The organism is Candidatus Zixiibacteriota bacterium (assembly GCA_034439475.1).
Taxonomy (GTDB): Bacteria; Zixibacteria; MSB-5A5; order GN15; family FEB-12; genus JAWXAN01.
Map to the genome: position 1 here is coordinate 20,119 of JAWXAN010000027.1, position 17,977 is coordinate 38,095.

Annotated in this window: 15 protein-coding genes, 2 tRNA genes and 1 other RNA gene; 4 read left to right on the forward strand and 14 right to left on the reverse strand. The window is 48.6% G+C overall.

Annotated elements, in window-relative coordinates; genetic code table 11:
- Positions 1-5: 5 nt before the first annotated feature.
- Genes SGI97_03435 through SGI97_03460 form a run of 6 tightly spaced genes read right to left on the reverse strand, consistent with a single transcriptional unit; the run spans position 6 to position 6,747 of the window.
- The gene (locus tag SGI97_03435; GenBank protein ID MDZ4722946.1) at positions 6-932 is read right to left on the reverse strand and encodes a restriction endonuclease; all 927 of its coding nucleotides are present in this window, start codon (positions 930-932) and stop codon (positions 6-8) included.
- A gap of 9 nt (positions 933-941) precedes the next feature.
- Positions 942-2,492, reverse strand: coding sequence for an acyl-CoA carboxylase subunit beta (locus tag SGI97_03440; protein MDZ4722947.1), 1,551 nt, complete (start codon positions 2,490-2,492; stop codon positions 942-944).
- Between the two features lie 14 nt (positions 2,493-2,506).
- The gene (locus tag SGI97_03445; GenBank protein ID MDZ4722948.1) at positions 2,507-3,385 is read right to left on the reverse strand and encodes an MBL fold metallo-hydrolase; all 879 of its coding nucleotides are present in this window, start codon (positions 3,383-3,385) and stop codon (positions 2,507-2,509) included.
- Entirely contained in the window at positions 3,382-4,584 is a 1,203-nt protein-coding gene (locus SGI97_03450) for an acyl-CoA dehydrogenase family protein (protein ID MDZ4722949.1), read from the reverse strand. Before SGI97_03450 ends, SGI97_03445 begins: the two co-directional genes overlap by 4 nt.
- A 21-nt stretch (positions 4,585-4,605) precedes the next feature.
- Positions 4,606-5,025 (reverse strand): cobalamin B12-binding domain-containing protein, encoded by a 420-nt coding sequence (locus tag SGI97_03455; protein MDZ4722950.1) that lies wholly within the window; start codon positions 5,023-5,025, stop codon positions 4,606-4,608.
- 24 nt (positions 5,026-5,049) lie between these two features.
- Positions 5,050-6,747, reverse strand: coding sequence for a methylmalonyl-CoA mutase family protein (locus SGI97_03460; protein MDZ4722951.1), 1,698 nt, complete (start codon positions 6,745-6,747; stop codon positions 5,050-5,052).
- 194 nt (positions 6,748-6,941) lie between these two features.
- Here SGI97_03460 and SGI97_03465 point away from each other — a divergent pair, with 194 nt between their 5' ends.
- The gene (locus SGI97_03465; protein MDZ4722952.1) at positions 6,942-8,186 is read left to right on the forward strand and encodes a hypothetical protein; all 1,245 of its coding nucleotides are present in this window, start codon (positions 6,942-6,944) and stop codon (positions 8,184-8,186) included.
- A 92-nt stretch (positions 8,187-8,278) separates the two neighbouring features.
- Positions 8,279-9,637 (forward strand): glycosyltransferase family 39 protein, encoded by a 1,359-nt coding sequence (locus tag SGI97_03470; GenBank protein MDZ4722953.1) that lies wholly within the window; start codon positions 8,279-8,281, stop codon positions 9,635-9,637.
- Here the strand turns inward: SGI97_03470 and meaB are convergent.
- The 7 genes from meaB to SGI97_03505 form a co-directional block, all read right to left on the reverse strand.
- A complete protein-coding gene (gene meaB / locus SGI97_03475) occupies positions 9,634-10,572 on the reverse strand; it encodes a methylmalonyl Co-A mutase-associated GTPase MeaB (GenBank protein MDZ4722954.1) in 939 nt (312 codons plus the stop codon). The genes SGI97_03470 and meaB overlap by 4 nt on opposite strands.
- Positions 10,573-10,617: 45 nt before the next feature.
- Positions 10,618-12,366, reverse strand: a complete 1,749-nt coding sequence (gene recJ, locus SGI97_03480; GenBank protein ID MDZ4722955.1) for a single-stranded-DNA-specific exonuclease RecJ — start codon at positions 12,364-12,366, stop codon at positions 10,618-10,620.
- Between the two features lie 28 nt (positions 12,367-12,394).
- Positions 12,395-12,762: RNase P RNA component class A (rnpB, locus tag SGI97_03485), an RNA gene on the reverse strand.
- Between the two features lie 60 nt (positions 12,763-12,822).
- Entirely contained in the window at positions 12,823-14,289 is a 1,467-nt protein-coding gene (gene guaB / locus SGI97_03490; GenBank protein ID MDZ4722956.1) for an IMP dehydrogenase, read from the reverse strand.
- A 106-nt stretch (positions 14,290-14,395) separates the two neighbouring features.
- The gene (locus SGI97_03495; protein ID MDZ4722957.1) at positions 14,396-15,112 is read right to left on the reverse strand and encodes a C4-type zinc ribbon domain-containing protein; all 717 of its coding nucleotides are present in this window, start codon (positions 15,110-15,112) and stop codon (positions 14,396-14,398) included.
- A 187-nt stretch (positions 15,113-15,299) separates the two neighbouring features.
- Positions 15,300-15,373 (reverse strand) — tRNA-Val (locus SGI97_03500).
- Between the two features lie 19 nt (positions 15,374-15,392).
- Positions 15,393-15,466 (reverse strand) — tRNA-Ile (locus SGI97_03505).
- 218 nt (positions 15,467-15,684) lie between these two features.
- Here SGI97_03505 and SGI97_03510 point away from each other — a divergent pair.
- Positions 15,685-15,894, forward strand: a complete 210-nt coding sequence (locus tag SGI97_03510; protein MDZ4722958.1) for a family 1 glycosylhydrolase — start codon at positions 15,685-15,687, stop codon at positions 15,892-15,894.
- Positions 15,895-16,476: 582 nt separating this feature from the next.
- On the opposite strand, the gene SGI97_03515 is transcribed toward SGI97_03510, so the two are convergent.
- Positions 16,477-17,028 carry a DDE-type integrase/transposase/recombinase gene (locus SGI97_03515; GenBank protein MDZ4722959.1) on the reverse strand — a complete coding sequence of 184 codons (552 nt, stop codon included), beginning with the start codon at positions 17,026-17,028 and terminating at the stop codon, positions 16,477-16,479.
- On the opposite strand from SGI97_03515, the gene SGI97_03520 reads away from it, so the two are divergent.
- Positions 16,990-17,967 (forward strand): PorV/PorQ family protein, encoded by a 978-nt coding sequence (locus tag SGI97_03520; GenBank protein ID MDZ4722960.1) that lies wholly within the window; start codon positions 16,990-16,992, stop codon positions 17,965-17,967. The two genes, SGI97_03515 and SGI97_03520, sit on opposite strands and share 39 nt — an antisense overlap.
- Positions 17,968-17,977 lie beyond the last annotated feature (10 nt).

Consider the following 17,977-nt stretch of genomic DNA (forward strand, 5'->3'; position numbering starts at 1 on the left):
CTGAGTTATTCTTGCGAAAAATAGTCCTCATCAATCTTCTTAAGCTCATATGTTTCTTTTGTAGCAATTCCTATATTATAACGCAACATAAGGAGCGCAAGCTGGTTACCTCCAATCAACACAACTCTCTTGTTAATAGTCTCTACGTATTGTTCGGCATCTTTTGTAAAAGAAGACGTTGTTATCAAAACGCCTCTATGGGCCTTTTTTCCTTCAAGACTTCCCACAAATCCTTGAATGATTGGTCGACCAACAACATTTTCCCATCTCTTCGCTTGCAAAAAGATTTCATCAAGACCGAGTTTGTCTTGTTGGATTACTCCGTCTATTCCACCATCTCCTGAGCGGCCAATTCTTCTGCCAGCGTCAGCCTGAGTACCTCCGTAACCCATCTTGATCAGTAAATCGACAATGAGTTGCTCAAAAAACTCGGGAGACGATTTCTTCACTCGATCTAACACTTCGACGACCAATGCATCATTGATTTCCTTGATTCCTGAATTGATTAACTCTTCGGGCGTCTGAGAGATAGTATCACTGTTACCTTTTGTAATGTCTTCCAGCCTTTTCTTCTTGCTGGGCGGACCTTTAATCGCTTGAAAAACTTGAAACTCTTCAAAACGCATAAGATATTTCCTGTCAATCGACGATGGATTTTCTCGTAAGACGTTAGTTCCTCGTTCAGTTATCTTAAAGACTCCTTTCGATACCCTGTCAATCAATCCAGCCTTCTTAAGATAGGTCCGCGCCCAACCAACCCTGTTACGGAAGATAGATTCAAACCCACTCGGCAACCTTTGAATCATTTCCTCCGGGGAAAGCGTGAATTGTTGAGCAAGAATATTACCAACTTCCACAAGGAGCTTTTCCTTTCCATCGCCATAATGTTTCAGCAATGGTAAAATCAATGCATCATAAGTTGGAATTGCCATTCATTACCCCTACAGCGGAATATTCCCGTGCTTTTTCGCTGGATTTGAATCTTTCTTTGTCTCAAGCATCTCAAACGCCCGAATGAGCCGCAGTCGAGTCGATTTCGGCTCAATTATATCATCCACATATCCGCGCGCCGCGGCAATAAACGGATTGGCAAATTTCTCGCGATACTCGTCTTCCTTCTGTTTAGTCGCGCTCTCAATATCTTTTGACTCCGAGAGTTCCTTTTTAAAAATAATCTCCACTGCACCTTTTGGTCCCATCACCGCAATCTCCGCTGACGGCCAGGCGTAGCTGATATCACCGCGGATATGTTTGGAACTCATAACATCGTATGCCCCGCCGTACGCTTTGCGCGTGATGACTGTGACTTTCGGCACTGTCGCCTCGCAGTAGGCATAGAGCAGTTTTGCGCCGTTGCGGATAATACCGCCATGCTCCTGATCGACACCGGGCATGAATCCCGGCACATCCTCGAATGTGAGCAACGGGATATTGAAGGCATCGCAAAATCGAATAAAGCGCGCCCCTTTGGTCGAGGAATTAATATCGAGAACACCAGCCATGACCGCCGGTTGGTTGGCAACTATCCCGATTGACCGGCCGCCTATCCGTGAAAATCCGACAACAATATTTTGCGCGAATTCCTCATGTACCTCAAAGAAAGTGCCAACATCAACAATGGCACTGATGACATCTTTGATGTCATAGGGCTGGTTGGGGTTTGTCGGAATGATTGTATTGAGCGAATTTTCCTCGCGCTCCAACGGGTCCCCATTAGGAGTAAAGGGCGCGTCCTCGCAGTTGTTCTGCGGCAGATACTCCATGAGTCGTCGGACTTTTGAAATGGCATCGGCTTCGTTTTCACAGGCAAAATGTGAGACGCCAGATTTGCTGGCATGCACCATCGCGCCGCCGAGTTCTTCAGAGGTTACCACTTCATGGGTGACAGTTTTAACCACATTGGGGCCGGTTACAAACATGTACGAGGTCCCTTTGGTCATGAGCACAAAATCAGTAATTGCCGGACTATATACCGCCCCGCCGGCGCATGGGCCAAGGATAAGCGAAATCTGCGGCACAACCCCTGAGGCCAGAGTGTTGCGCAAAAATATATCGGCATAGGCGCCGAGCGATACGACACCCTCCTGGATGCGCGCGCCGCCGGAATCATTGAGTCCGATAATAGGCGCACCGACTTTCATCGCCATATCCATAATCTTGCAGATTTTCTCGGCATGAGCCTCAGAAAGTGAGCCGCCAAGGACAGTAAAATCCTGCGAAAATAAAAACACCTGACGGCCATTTATTTTGGCACATCCGGTGACCACGCCATCGCCGAGAAAGACCTGTTTGTCCAGCCCAAAATCTGTCGACCTATGCGTCGCAAACATATCAAACTCTTCGAAAGAATTCGGATCGACCAGCAGGTCAACCCGTTCACGCGCTGTCAGTTTTCCTTTTTTGTGCTGATCATCTATCCGTTTTTGGCCGCCGCCAAGTTTTGCCTCGCGGCGCATAGCTTCAAGATGGTTGAGTTTGTCTTCGATGGACATTATATTTGAAAATCCTAATGAACGGTTTTGACTGGAGACGTTTTGGCTGTCGATGTATCCAGAACCGGCTCGACAACAATTTTACCTTCGCGCTCGAACACCCGTCCGAACGGAAAGGCTATTTCATGGTCATAGGCGACAATGACCTGCTCCTGTATAATCCGTGGCAGGAGTTGGCGTTTGACATTGAGCGAAGTCAGCGGGAAGACATCGGTTGCAGGAACAAATGGCAAACGCATATGATGCGAAGATGGAAAAATATCGGCGTAATAAAATACTTTGCGACCTTCAGATTCCATCTCTATTCCAAAATGCCCAACTGAGTGGCCGCCAGTGTGAATGGCTCGAATGCCTTGAAATAATTCACAATCGGGCTCGATCAGTTCGAGCTGGCCGGATTCTTTAAGTGGATAGAGTCGTTCAGGGATATACACCGCCGAGGTACGCTCATCGGAATGCAACGCCGCCTCCCACTCTGTTTTTGAGACAATATATTTGGCCTTAGGGAAACGCGGCACATATTTGCCGTTCGCGTCAAACTTGACCGCCCCCCCGCAGTGGTCGGTATGCAGGTGTGTTAAAATCACATAGTCGATGTCTTCGGGCTTGTAACCGAACGACGCCAGCCCGGCATCAAGATTTGAGATGCCATCAGTGCCATAAATCTTCTTCTCCCTGTTGCTCAACGTGTCGCCTAAACCGGCATCAAAAATCATGGTCTTGCCGTGAGCGTTCAGAACAAAAATATTATTGAGCATTGGGATAAGATTATTTTCATCGGCGGGCAACAAACGATTCCACAAAGTCTTGGGAATCACCCCGAACATCAGTCCGCCATCGAGACGGAATTTCTGCTCTACAAACGAACGGATTTCGAACCGTCCAAATTTCATCGGCCACCAATGACATGACCGGCAATGACCAGACGCTGGATTTCCGAAGTCCCTTCGTAGATTTCCAATACGCGCTGGTCGCGGTACATTTTTTCGATAGGCGAGAATTCGCCGATATAGCCATAACCGCCATGAATCTGCATCGCGCGGTCACAGCAAAAACGGGCGGCCTCTGTGGCATACAGCTTTGCCTGTGCGGCTTCGAGACTATACGGCTGTCCTGTATCTTGCAACGTCACGGCTTTATATGTCAGACAACGCGCAGCCTCAAGCCGCACCGACATGTCAGCGATCATCCATTGAATTGCCTGAAGTTTTGCGATAGGCTGGCCGAATGCCTGCCGTTTTTTGGCGTAAGCGACCGATTCATCGAGCGCTCTCTGTGAAAGTCCTACCCCCTGTGCGGCCACGCCAATTCGCGCGCTGTCGAGAGTAGCCAGAGCATAACGGAACCCGCGTCCGTATTCGCCGATGAGATTTTCTTTTTTGATGCGAACATTTTTGAGAACTATTCCGCCTGTTGTAGCGGCCCGCATACCCATTTTGTTTTTGAGAATCCTCTTTTCCCACCCGGGCTGGTCGGTTTCAACGACAAAAGCGGAGACTTTTGGTTTGCCTTCAATTCGGCAGAATAAGACTGCGGTGTCGGCAACATCACCATGCATGATAAAAATCTTCTCGCCATTGACTATGTACCCATCGCCGTCTTCAACTGCGACCGTCGCCTGATTGGCGGCATCGGAACCGGCCTGCGGTTCGGTTAAAACAAAAGCGGCCACGCGCTTTCCATTGATGCATTCAGGGACAAAGCGGGCTTTTACATCCTCGGAAGCAAAATTCAAAATCGGATACGTTGCAAGCTCAGCGACATTGGTGAGTAGCCCCAACGCCGCATCCCAGTAACTGAGTTCCTCGGTGAGGGTGATGTACTCAAGGTGTGAGAGTCCGCGGCCACCGTATTGTTTGGGCATGGCATAACCGATAAATCCGGCCTGTCCCATCTTCCGATACAGTTCAAACGGAAACGGACGCGGCTCGGGGAGACGATCCCAATATTCCGAGACCGGCACCATATGCTCAAGCGCGAATGTGCGCACTTCATCGCGCACCGCCTGTTGTTTGGGGTCGACATTAAACGGATGCTTGCGATTTTCCGATACCGACGGAGTGACAATTTTTTCTTCGAGAGTTGTGTCCACTGTTTCTATCCTTGTGAAAAATTACATAATCTTTTCGTCTGATGATTTATTTTCGATGGCGCGCCGCAAAAACTGAATAGCTTCCTCAGTCGGGGCGCCGGGGGTGAAGATTTTCGCGACACCCATTTTTTCAAGTTCGGCCTTGTCGTCGTCGGGAATAATTCCACCGCCGAAAAGCATGATATCCGTTGCCCCGCGTTTTTTTAGTTCATCGAGAATTGCCGGAAAGAGTGTCATGTGGGCGCCGGAGAGAATCGAAACGCCGACAGCATCGACATCTTCCTGCACCGCGGCATCGACAATCATTTCGGGTGTCTGGCGAAGTCCCGTGTATATAACTTCCATGCCGGCATCGCGAAAGGCGGCGGCAATAACTTTGATTCCCCGGTCATGGCCGTCAAGTCCGGGCTTGGCAAGCAGCACTCGTATTTTTTTAGGCATTATTCCTCGGTAGTAGGATTATTCTCATGACACCTGCATCGCCGCTTGGCTCTCGACCCATTCACCCCATGACGCGCGAAGCACATCGCACATCTCGCCCACTGTGGCATATTCTTTCGCGCACACCATAAGCGCTTCGAATGTGTTGCCGTTTCCTCTGGCGATTTTGTCGAGATTATCGAGAGCCACCTGAACCGCGCCGTTGTTGCGCTGGGCTTTGATTTTTTGCAGGAAGGCAATCTGACCCGGTTCGACCGAACGGTCAATTTTCAGCACAGGGATATCTATCTTCTCATCTTCCATAATGAACTCATTGACGCCGACTATTATTCGCTCTTTGCTCTCAAGTTCCCTCTGGTGCTGATAAGCCGATTTCGCCAGTTCGCGCTGGAAGTATCCGTCTTCTATACAAGCAATCACACCTCCGCGACGGTCTATCTCAGCGAAATATTCCTCGGCTTCGGCTTCCATCTTATCGGTAAGAGCCTCGACAAAATACGACCCGCCCAGCGGGTCGACCGTATTCGCCACACCGGTTTCATAGGCAATGACCTGCTGGGTGCGAAGCGCGATGAGCGCGGCTTTTTCCGATGGTAACGCGAGCGTCTCATCCATTGAATTCGTGTGCAAGGATTGTGTGCCGCCTAAAACACCGGCAAGAGCCTGAATAGCAGTACGTGTAATATTATTTTCTGGCTGTTGCGCTGTCAGCGAGCATCCGGCCGTTTGGGTGTGAAAACGCATAAGCCAGCTTTTGGGGTCTTTTGCGCCGTACTTATCCCGCATACGTTTGGCATAGATGCGGCGTGCCGCGCGATATTTGCAGATTTCTTCAAAGAAGTCAGAGTGCGAATTAAAGAAGAACGAAAGTCGCGGCGCGAAATCGTCGATATTCTGACCGGCAGCTATCGCCGATTCGATATAACAAAAGCCATCGGCAAGTGTGAAGGCCAGTTCCTGCACAGCAGTCGAGCCTGCCTCGCGAATATGATAGCCGGAGATTGAGATCGTATTCCACTGCGGAACATGCTTTGTGCAGTAGTCCATCATATCGGTGATGAGTCGCACCGAAGGAACCGGCGGGAAAATATATTCCTTTTGCGCGATATATTCTTTGAGAATGTCATTTTGAAGCGTGCCGCGGACTTGGTTGAGCGGTACCCCTTTTTTCTCAGCGACTGCAAAGTACATGGCCAAAATCATCGAAGCTGGCGAGTTGATAGTCATCGAAGTCGAGACCTTGCTTAAATCGATGCCATCGAAGATTATCTCCATATCCGCAAGCGTGTCAACGGCCACTCCGCATTTGCCGACCTCGCCGAGAGAGCGCGGATGATCGGAGTCGTAGCCCATCAGGGTGGGCAGATCAAAAGCGGTCGATAGTCCGCCGCCTCCCTGTTCAAGGATATATTTGAAGCGCTCATTTGTTTGCCGTGGCGTTCCCATTCCTGCAAATTGACGCATCGTCCAAAGTCTGGTTCGGTAGAGGGTGTGATGAACTCCGCGAGTGTAGGGGAATTCGCCGGGCAGGCCGATATTCCTCCAGAAATAGTCTTCGCTGTCGGCTTGTTTCAAATTGGCCGGGGTGTAGAGTTCATCGATATCGACACCTGAAACGGTGAAGAAACGAGGAACCGATTTCTGAGATCGGCTTTTGGCGGCAGTTTTATCCCATATTGTGAGCCGCTCTTTAAGTTTTTTTAAAAATGTATTGTCAAACATAGTGCATTTCTCCGTATTTAGAGCAAAAACATAATAGAAGGCCGCTACAAAAGCAAGCAAGATGGACAGTTAAACACTCGTCGAGATTTGATTTTCTATCATCAATTCTCCCACTGCTACACTGGCTCTTTACTATAACAAGCAATGTCTATCAGTTGTTTTACGTACCAAATTCTGCTATATATCCTTTATCCATGGAGAGGTTCATAAATAGGAAAATCGAATGGCGAGAATATGCCTTTCCAATCGCTGTAATTATGGCGATATTGGCTTTATCTGTGCTTGAGCATTCTACCGGCGGCACCACTTTTAATCAAAGCGAAAAAACCTGGCAGGCTAAATTAGACCTGCACCTCGGATGGGCACCATTTGCAGTTAGACCGCTGACTTCATATTCGACATTGATTATCCACAATCTCACTCCTCTGTCGATAAAAGAGTCGTTTCTTGTTCTTCAGTACACACTCGCATTTTTTTTCGGTCTGGCATTCTATGTTTTTCTAAGACAATTAAAAAATACTCGAGATTGGTCACTCATTGGATTGGTACTCCTTATGACCGCGCTGCCAGTCTTCCTCGCTCATTCAGAACCTATCCATACCTGGGATGATTTTTGGGCATATTTGTTTCTAACTCTCACTGGAATTGCGCTGGCTGGAAAGCGAGCGATATATGCGGTCGGATTCTTCACCCTCGGATGTTTCGCGCGAGAACAAACTCTTTTTTTCTACCCGGTCTTTGCAGGCGGGATTCTTTATCTCACTCGAGACGAACCGCCGTTAAAGCGATTGATGCTCCTTGCTGCGCCTATCTTAATTTTTGGAAGCTACTATGCCGCTGTCTGGCGGCCACAGGATCCAAACCGGCTCAAATTGGCAAATTTCAATTTTGCCTCTCCTCTCCGCACCAGCGACACATTGTTTTCTGCCTTTGTCGCACATGGCGCGCTTTGGTATGTCTGGTGTGTGAGTGTAATAACTCAATGGAGCAAATCGAAAACGGAAACGGAACGATTTCTGCTAAAAAGCTCTCTCTTTGCAGTGCCTGTCACTCTGGCAATTGGATTTTTCTTTTCGTACACCAGAGAAACACGCATAATGTTTCCGGCTTTCATTTTCACTATTCCGCTTAGCCTTTTTTGGCTAAAGAGACTTGGCGAAGGGCTTTACCAACGCTGGCATTCACAACCAGTCTTATCTATATCCCTGCTATCACTTGCTGTTGTCTTATCGATGACCGGAGGAATATGGTTGGCCTACACGCTTTTCCCAATATTTGAGTACCGGGGCTGTTCTGATTTCCAGCGCAATTTTGCCGGAGCCCACTTCGGGATGATTCTATTTATTATTTCTTGTCAGCTTTCTTTGATTAGAAGAAACACAGGTGATTTGAATCAAAGGCTTTCAGAGACAATTAATTTGAATGATGAAACTGCTTGAGTCGGTCAACAGGTCAAAGAGTGCTCGCCGCCAAATCTTTGCTTGCACCTTAAGCGCTTGACTTGGTTTATCTAATAGATATTTTTATAAACATGTCACACCAACAGTCGAATCATGTCAGTTTAGGGCGTAAAGCCTTTCTTATCATACTTATTACCGCTATAGGATTAAGACTGCTCTGTTTCGGTCTTATGTATTGGCAGGTTCCCCCCGAAAAGTGGTCTCGACTCACTCCGGACTCAGATCAGTATGCACAAGCCTCATCTACAATTCTTAAAAATTTCGATTTTGACACACATACTATCAAAAAACAGGGACCCGGATACCCGGCATTTCTTGCGCTTGCAGGATGGCGGAATGACGATGACTCAATTCGGATTATTCTTATCCAGATAATTCTTGGAGCATTTTCTTCGGTATTGATTGCGAAACTCGCTCTTCAATTGGGGGGGGCGCGAAATGTTGCCTTTATAGCCGGTATGGCCCATAGTTTGTCACCCGCGGCTATCAGCCTTTCAAATATTTTATTAACTGAATGTCTCTTTGTGTTTCTCATGCTGTCTGGATTTACGCTTGCCTTGGGCGCATTCAAATCATCGAACCCGCGACAATTTATTCTTGTAGGATTGCTTTTTGCAATGGCTGCGCTGGTGCGATCTACTGGGGTTATGTTGTATGGCATATTCGGCGTACTCTGGATTGGTTGGTGCCTACAGCTGACGGACGCGTTCGTGCGCTGTCTTCGACGAACTTTGCCCGGAGTCCTAACTGCGACGGCGGTTTGGGGGCTGATTTTGGGCTCGTATCTCCTATATAACTATAACACAATCGGTGTTGCTCAAATATCTCTCGCAGGCTCTGGCGGGCTCAAAAACGTAATTTGTGTGGTGGAGGAACGAACCGAACAATTGCCTTTTCAAGGTATGAGAGACCGATTCGATGATTCGGTTAAAGCCCGAATGGAGAGATCGAATAAATCATACGTCTATGAGTTTACCCACTTGGCGAACGAGAAGACCTCGTATCAGCTGTCGCATCACAGAGACGTGTATCTGGCTGTTTGCTACAAAAACATAATTGACAATGTCCATAATGATTTTGAGTTGTACACTGTGCAGACTCCAGTGTGGAAAAATGAAGTGAATGCCGTTCGCGCATATTTAGGCGATCATAAACTGCACTTTCGGACGTCAGTTTTAGCCTTATTAGGATTACTGTATATGATTTGGCGCCGTCAATATCTTCTGGCTTCATTCACTGTGACAATATTTCTGTATTTTGCGCTAACCTCAGCATTCTCGTATTGGCAAACTTCCCGTATCATATATCCTGCAACTCCGGCAATTTCAATTTTTACCGCCAGCGTAATAGTTGCCGTGTGGGATGTTTTGATGAAGATAAAGGGAATAACGAGGAAGATGAAGCCGTTGGATGCTTCTGCTTCAAATTAAGCGAACCGGCTATAAATCTCTGACGCTATGGCGTAGGGACTTTCTTTATTCTTTTCCACCCGATCAATAATTTCATTGATATTCTCTTCGGTTGAAACTTGGCTGAGAAAATCCCTGTCAAACTGCAATTTTATCGATGCCAGTATCGTCCTTTTGATCTGATCCCTTCTATGCGCAGTGAACTGATTGCGCTCCTTCCGAAAAGCAATAAATTCGTCTATCCGCAGAATAACACGGTCAATATTTTTCTTATTCACCGCATCGGTTGACTCTATCGGCGGACGCCAGCCCGAAGCCGGATGCTTGCGAATATCCAAAGTCATCTTGAGTTCTGCCGCGATTCGTTCCGCCCCTGGACGGTCGGCTTTATTGACAACAAAAATATCGCCGATTTCCATCAGACCGGCCTTCATCGTCTGCACCGCATCGCCTGATTCAGGCACAAGAACCACCACCACAACATCACAGGCATCCACAATATCAAGTTCAACCTGACCCACCCCGACCGTTTCAATAAGGGTAAGATCAAAACCAAAAGCATCAAAGATGGTTGCCACATTGTTGGTGGCATCGGCCAGCCCTCCGCTTGCGCCGCGTGTTGCCATTGAACGAAAATAGACCGAGCCATCTGAGGGAAACTCATACATACGCACCCGGTCGCCCAGTAATGCGCCGCCGGTGAACGGAGAGGTTGGGTCGACAGCGATTATGCCGACCTTGTTTTTTCGGGCAAGGTATTGGTGGACGAGCGCGTTCACGAGGGTTGATTTCCCTGCGCCGGGCGGGCCGGTTATGCCTATACGAAGGGCATGGCCGATTTTGGAATACAATATCCCAAGCAGATCCTGCGAGCCATTCTCACCATCCTCGACATACGAGATGAGTTTGGAAAGCGCCCGCACATCCCCGCCCTGAAACTTCTCCAGTACTGTCATGGCATACTCATGCGTCTCATTCTCACACGAGAACCGCGCGGCAGATTAACTGTAACGCGGCGACATATCTCCCACGGTGAGTTTTATATCACGAAGTCGTATCTGTATGCGGGTAATGTCATTGTAGGTATTGTACTCGACAGCATAGACCAAATCAACCAGACAGCCTTTGTCGGAGATGACCCGCGCCATATCACCGAAACTAAAACCGATAACATCGAGCACAGCATCCCCTTTACGAACGCGCATTTTGAGATGATTGTTGCCGACAAGCGATGGCTGTCCGACAACTTCGCAATTACGCGTGAGAAATATCGGCCGCATATTCTGCGGACCAAACGGCGAAAAAGCTTCGATTGAATCCATGAACTTGTCATTTATTTCGCTCAATTCAATCTCGCTGTCGATAAATAATTTTGGCACTATATCATCGTTGCTGAGATTTTTAGCCGAGACTTCTTTGAACCGTTTTCGAAACTCTTCGATTCTTTCAGGTTTTATCGAGAGCCCCGCGGCATACTTGTGCCCGCCATATCGCATGAGAAGATCTTCGCATTCTTTCAACGCCTCGCACAGATGGAAGCCGGGGATAGACCGCGCCGAGCCTTTGCCTTCCCCGTTTGAGACGGCAATCATGACGGTCGGGAGATGAAATTTCTCCACAAGCCGGCTCGCGACAATCCCAATGACGCCCTGATGCCACCCTTCGGCGGAAAGCACGATTGCTTTATCGGTCGCCAAATCGACTGTTACAGCCATCTGTTCGAGCGCCTGTTTGAGCGTCTGCTCGTCGATTTCCTTACGGCGTTTGTTTTCTGTGTCCAAAGTGCGGGCGATTGATTGGGCAAGGCTTTCATCACGAGTTGAAAGAAGGCGAACTGCCTGTTTCGCATCCCCAAGACGGCCGAGCGCGTTGATGCGCGGTGCCAGAATAAAAACTACTTGGCCTGTTCCAATATCCTTACCCATGAGCCCGGAGACAAAGGCGAGTGACTTTAATCCCGGTTTTGTTGTGCGAGAAATCTGGCGAATGCCAAATTTTGTGAGAACCCTGTTTTCTCCAACCAGCGGCACAATATCAGCCGAGGTTCCTAAGGCAACCAGATCAAGATGTTCGTACAGTTCCGTTTCATTCTGATTGAGCCGCTTGTAGAGCGCCTGCGCAAATTTAAAAGCAACTCCAACACCCGACAGCTCTCCGCCGTAGGTGCAACCGGCCTGCTTGGGATTCACAATCGAATACGCTTTGGGTATGACATCGCCGGGTTCATGGTGATCGGTCACGACGACTTCAATTCCCAAATTGCGGGCATATTCGACTTCTTCTACAGCCGTGATGCCCGTATCAACCGTCACTATTAGAGTGACACCCTGCGAGTGGGCTTCATCGATACCATCCGGCGAAAGACCATATCCTTCAATAAGCCGGTTGGGAAGATAGAAGTTGACTTGGCCGCCCAGTTTATTGAGAACCATATAAAGCAAGGTTGTGGCAGTTATGCCATCGACATCGTAGTCGCCGTAGATCATTATCTTTTCGTTGTCGAAAAGAGCTTTGGTTACACGGTCAATTCCCTGCTCCATTCCCTTCATAATGAACGGATCTTTGAGGTCGGTCAACTCGGGATGGAGGAACTGCTCAATCGCCTCAGCCTTATTCAAATGACGATTGATGAGAATTTTCACAATGTCTGCAGGCAAACCGGTCTTGCTGCTCAAATCAGCGACCAGTGTCGGGTCCGGATCTGGTGCCAGAACCCAACGGAGCGGAATGACGCGGTGGGACACTATCATAGACAGCCTCCAAGGCATTTTTGAAGCTATTGAAAGCAGGAAATAAGCCGAGTTCTGTACACCCCGCGTTAGCGAGGCTAACAGTCATTTATCTGGGCGCACGGTTACCCGAACGCTCATGCGGCCTACCCGGGAATCAAACGAGACGAATCAGCCTCTCTTCCCTTATTTGGCCTTGCTCCAGGCGGGGTTTGCCCATCACGTTTGTCACCAAACGGATCGTGGTCTCTTACACCGCGTTTTCACCCTTATTCCGCGCAAGCGCGAAACGGTTTAGTTTCTGTGGCACTTTCCGTCGAATCACTTCGCCCCGGCGTTACCGGGCGCCTCGATTCTGTGGAGCTCGGACTTTCCTCATCCCGCTTTGACACGGGACGCGACTGTTCCTCCTGCTTTCAATAGCTTTCGTTTATATATAACACAACAACACAATATCTTCATAGTTACAACCTGCGCCTAGACCAGCCGTCTGTAATTGGGCGACTCTTTAGTTATCGGCACAGAATGCGGATGGGATTCGGTTACTCCCGCCGAAGTTATTCGGACAATTCGGGCTTTCTGGCGCAATTCCTGCAGATTAGCCGTGCCGCATAAACCCATTCCCGCGCGCAGACCTCCGACAAGCTGATACACAAGCTCGCCTAATTTTCCTTTAAATGGAACGCGCCCTTCCACACCTTCAGGCACAAATTTTGAACTACCTGCCTGATGATCCTGGAAATACCTATCCGCGCTTCCTCTGCTCATCGCCCCGATTGAACCCATCCCGCGATATACTTTGAACGAGCGCCCTTCAAAAAGGACTGTTTCACCGGGTGATTCCTCGACTCCGGCCATGAGCGAACCAATCATAACTGCATGCGCTCCACAAGCAAGTGATTTTGTAATATCCCCTGAATAACGTATCCCGCCATCGGCGATAACCGGCACTCCCGCCTTTTGGGCGACGTTTGCGGCGCTAATGACCGCAGTGACCTGGGGCATTCCGGCTCCGGTGACAACACGAGTCGTGCATATCGAACCGGGACCAATTCCGACTTTGATGGAATCCGCGCCGGCATCAATAAGGGCCGATGCGCCGTCGGCGGTCGCGATATTGCCGGCCATAACAGGAACGGCAGAGAATTTTTTCTTAAGCGTTTTGACCGCCCTGAGAACCCCTTCGCTGTGACCATGCGAACTGTCAACCACAAGCATATCGACTCCGGCAGCGATGAGACATTCGGCTCTTAGTTCAAGATCGGAGCCGACACCCACTGCGGCGGCAACTCGTAATCTGCCGCGGCTGTCTTTACAGGCGTGGGGATACTGAATCTTTTTGAGAATGTCTTTGACTGTTATCATCCCTTTAAGATGATAGTTGCTGTCTACAATAAGTAATTTTTCTATGCGATGTTTGTGCAGCATCTCTTTTGCGGTGTCCATATCGACACCTTCCTGCACAGTCACTAAATTCTCTTTTGTCATTACATCGGCAATCCAAGCGGAAGTGTCTTTTTGAAATCGAAGGTCTCTGTTTGTCAGGATTCCAACAAGTCTGCCATTCAATGTGATTGGAATGCCTGAGATAGAGTAGCGATCCATTACAGCCAAGGCCTCACCGATTGTTTTATCCGGCGAGAGTGTAATCGGATCGACAATCATTCCCGATTCTGAGCGTTTAACTTTGTCCACTTCGCCGGCCTGATGTTCAGGACTGAGATTTTTATGAATGACTCCAATGCCGCCCTCGCGAGCAAGCGCAATCGCAAGCGAGGCCTCGGTCACAGTATCCATGGCCGATGAAATAATCGGGATATTGAGCGTTATAGACGGCGCAATTTGGGTGGTGAGATCGACATCTTTCGGCAAAACATCCGAGTGACCGGGCACAAGCAGGATGTCGTCAAATGTGAGAGCAGTATCTTCGGAAATTCTTGCCATTATTCTAATCTTACTTCAATTTGTAGCCGTTGCACGATTTCTAAAAGGGACGACGTTTCCGGCTTTAACTGAGAAAAAAAGGGAAAGTGCCGGATAAAATTGTCTCTTAGTTCGATTCAGCTTCTTCCCAGTAAAGCAGCGAACCGCAGTTATCGCAGGTATGAATCCGGTCGGCGCGTTTAATTTCCTGCACCTTCTTGGGCGTCAAGGCTTTAAAACATGCTCCGCAGGCCCGTTTTTTAACGGCATTTACAACCCGTCCGCCTTTGCCTCGGCGCACTCTTTCATAGGTCGAAAAGGCCGCGCGGGGAATGGTGGAGACTATTTCCTGGCGATTGGATTCTTTATTCGAAACTTTACTACCGATAGAATCGACTTTTTCCCTGAGAATCTGGAGTTGTTTTGTATTGTTTTCGCGGATCGAAACCTCGCGCTCCAGCAGGGCTTCGATTTCCTTTTCGGAATTCGAGCTGAGATCAATAGTTTGCAGCAAGAGCGTCTCCTTTTCGGATACAAAAGCTTTGATGGCATCGATACTGGCGACCAAAGCGTCATACTCTTTGTTTGTCTTGATTGACATCATCTGCTGCTGGTATTTTTGGAGGTCGGCTTCTTTAGATTTAATATCCAATTCGAGTTGTTTTTGTCGCACACGAGCCTCTTCAAAACTCTGCTTGGCCGTCTCAAGTTTGCTCTTGGATTCCTGCATCTCGCGTTCGAGAGTGTCTATCATATCGGGGAGATATGCTTTGGAACGTTCAAGTTCGCCAAGGTCGTAATCAATGATCTGAAGTTTTAAAAGCAATTCGAGTTCGTTGTGCATTATCTCTATTCCTCCTCAGTCAGTCGAAAGTCTTTTGGGCGAAAAAAAACGCATATGCAGGTTTTTGGCCTGTAAATGCGTTTGATCTGCTCGGTATTCCAAGTTCTGTTTTTCTGCAGAGCGGCACCGGTGGAAGACTCCTCGAATTGTTAACTTATATGTCAAAAGCGGCATCATACCTTTTCTTTGGGCAATACAGGACTCGAACCTGTGACCTCTCGGATGTGAACCGAACGCTCTAACCAACTGAGCTAATTGCCCTCACATCCCAAATCATTCATGGGCCCTGCAGGGCTCGAACCTGCGACCCGCTGATTATGAGTCAGCTGCTCTAACCAACTGAGCTAAGGGCCCGTTCAGTTAGTCGGTTAGTATAGCAGGGCAATATTCCTCGGTCAAGAGTTTATTCTTAGGTATAACTGGGCTAGTTGACTAAATGTTTCCTGTGTATTGATTTATCTGAGGCGATAAAAGATCAAATATTCTCTGTTTGATGCCAGCGGGAGACACTAAATAGTCCTATGCGGTTATGCTTGGCTGAGTGATAAAATACGACTTTATTTACAGCCGCTATGAAAAAAACACTCGAAAATGACTTCCTCTGGGGTGTGGCAACTTCTTCTTTTCAGATTGAAGGCGGCATCGCCAACGATATGACCGATTGGGAGAAGCAAGGTAAGTTTCGTGTGAACGGCAAAAATCCCCTTGTCCGAGGCGCCAGTGTCGGGCACTTTCGACCTCGACCGGAAGCCACGGCCGTGGCTTCAAAGCTACATTCCTGAAGTCATTGGGCAGTGTACTTGACCTACCTCGCGACTGCAGCCTTTGCGGCGTCCCTCGGGCGAATCCAATGGCTCGGGCGCAGGGCGACTCGCACGTTCGTGATCGCGAGCTTCTTTGCATTGCTGTGCCTTGTGAACAGAGGTTTGCAGTTCCCGGACCCAACAGTGGTCTTCATGCATTGGTACACGATTCCAGCTTTTGTTGCCGGAATTCCGGCCGTCCCATGGATCATGCCCTGCCTGTTCGGTGTCGTTTTACTGCGCCGTGCGGGTGATGAGCAACGTTGACGACAGCGGCCTAACAACCAGTTCGGGCGAGCGGGGGCTTCGCACAGTTTGATGGAAATGGGCTTAGCTTGTACTGCTCCCCATTAGTCAAGCTGATTTGATGAGTGTCTCATGGTCTAAGTTATAGGTTGCTTCAGCCTGGTTCGGCGTCCGGTATTTGTGCGTCGAATGCAGGTATGTTTCATTGTACGTTTCGATCCAGCCCGATATGGCCGTCGCCACCTCATGTGGCGAACTCCACTCCCGCAACCATATCAGTTCTTCTTTTATCGTCCGCATCTTTCCGAGGCGAGCTTACAGCATTCGCTCGGTGTGGTTCCACCATTCCCTTAGGTTATCAGCATTCCCCTTGGGATTATTGTGACCAAAGGGAATGGTGTAACCATAGCTCGTGAAGGCTTGGTCAATCCCCAACAGTGAACAAGTTTTCATAAACCTCACCGAAGTCGGCTGGCTACCGTTATCAGACATAAGATGCACCTGACTGGAACGACTTCCATCGCGAAAGCGTCTGGATACTCCCAGTTCTAAAGCCTGCAACCATTCTTGGGACGTCGAGCTCTTGCCGCAGTGATGTCCCACTATCTGCTTGGTATACCAGTCCAGCACAATAACCAGATAGCACCAGCCAGTCTCAGTCATTATCTTAGTCATATCAATACCCCACCATTGGTTCGGTCGCTCCGCTCTCGGTTTGGGACGGAGAGAGGTTCGTGGGACATCATGGGTTGTCTGGCCGGCCCAAAACACCTCCTGTAATTTACATTGACAGTTTTGGCTTTTTGGGCTATCATACCACAAGCAAGTATGGCACAATTCCGCAATTTCCCCCTTCAGTTCACGCATCTTTCAAAATCTGCCTTGATTCTATTGGCTTTTGCCTGTCTGCATGAGCCTGTAACCGCAGGTGATGCCAATAAAAATGCAGGAACAAGTTCCTTTTCATTCCTAAAGATAGATATCGGCTCAAGAGCGGTTGCCATGGGCGGAGCATACACAGGTCTTGCCAACGACGAAGAAGCCCTTTACTATAACCCGGCCGGGCTGGTGACGATGGAAGGGAAACGGTTTATTGCCGGTTACCATAACTATTTCATCGATCTGCAATCGGGATTTCTTGGGTATATTCATCCACTTGGGGAGAATAGAGCCTTTGCTCTTTCATCGAGTTATCTGAGTTTTGGCACATTTACACAGACTGATCTACAGGGAAATGTCGAAGGTGAGTTTAGCGGCGGGGATTTGTTTTTTGCTGGTTCGTTTGCGCAGAGATACAATAGGGCTTTTTCGTTTGGCGGTACGCTAAAATTTCTATATGAGAAGATTCAGGAATATTCTGCCACAGGTGTTGCCGCAGATTTGGGTGTTCGCTATTCTTCAGACCGAGATCGGTACGGAGCAGGATTAATGATCCAAAATATTGGCTCCCAGCTTTCAAGCCTCGGAAGTAAAAAGGATGGTCTTCCGACCTCGATCCGTTTGGGCGGTTCAATGAAGCCGCGAGGTGTACCAGTACTTTTTGCCGCCGATATTATCCTTCCGACAGATAATGATCCGGTTTTTGCTGTCGGTATTGAATATTTTGAGCAGAATCCGTTTTTTATCCGCGCTGGGTGGAATAGTTACGGCTCGAACTTTCGGGCCCGGGACTCCGAAGACAAACTTGCCGGATTTGCGCTGGGCTTCGGTTTTAACTACAAAAAGAATTTGAAATTCGGCTACGCCTTCATGCCCGGAGCAGACCTTGGCGACAGCCACAGAATCACGCTTTCAGGAAGACTGTAATCGAACTTGT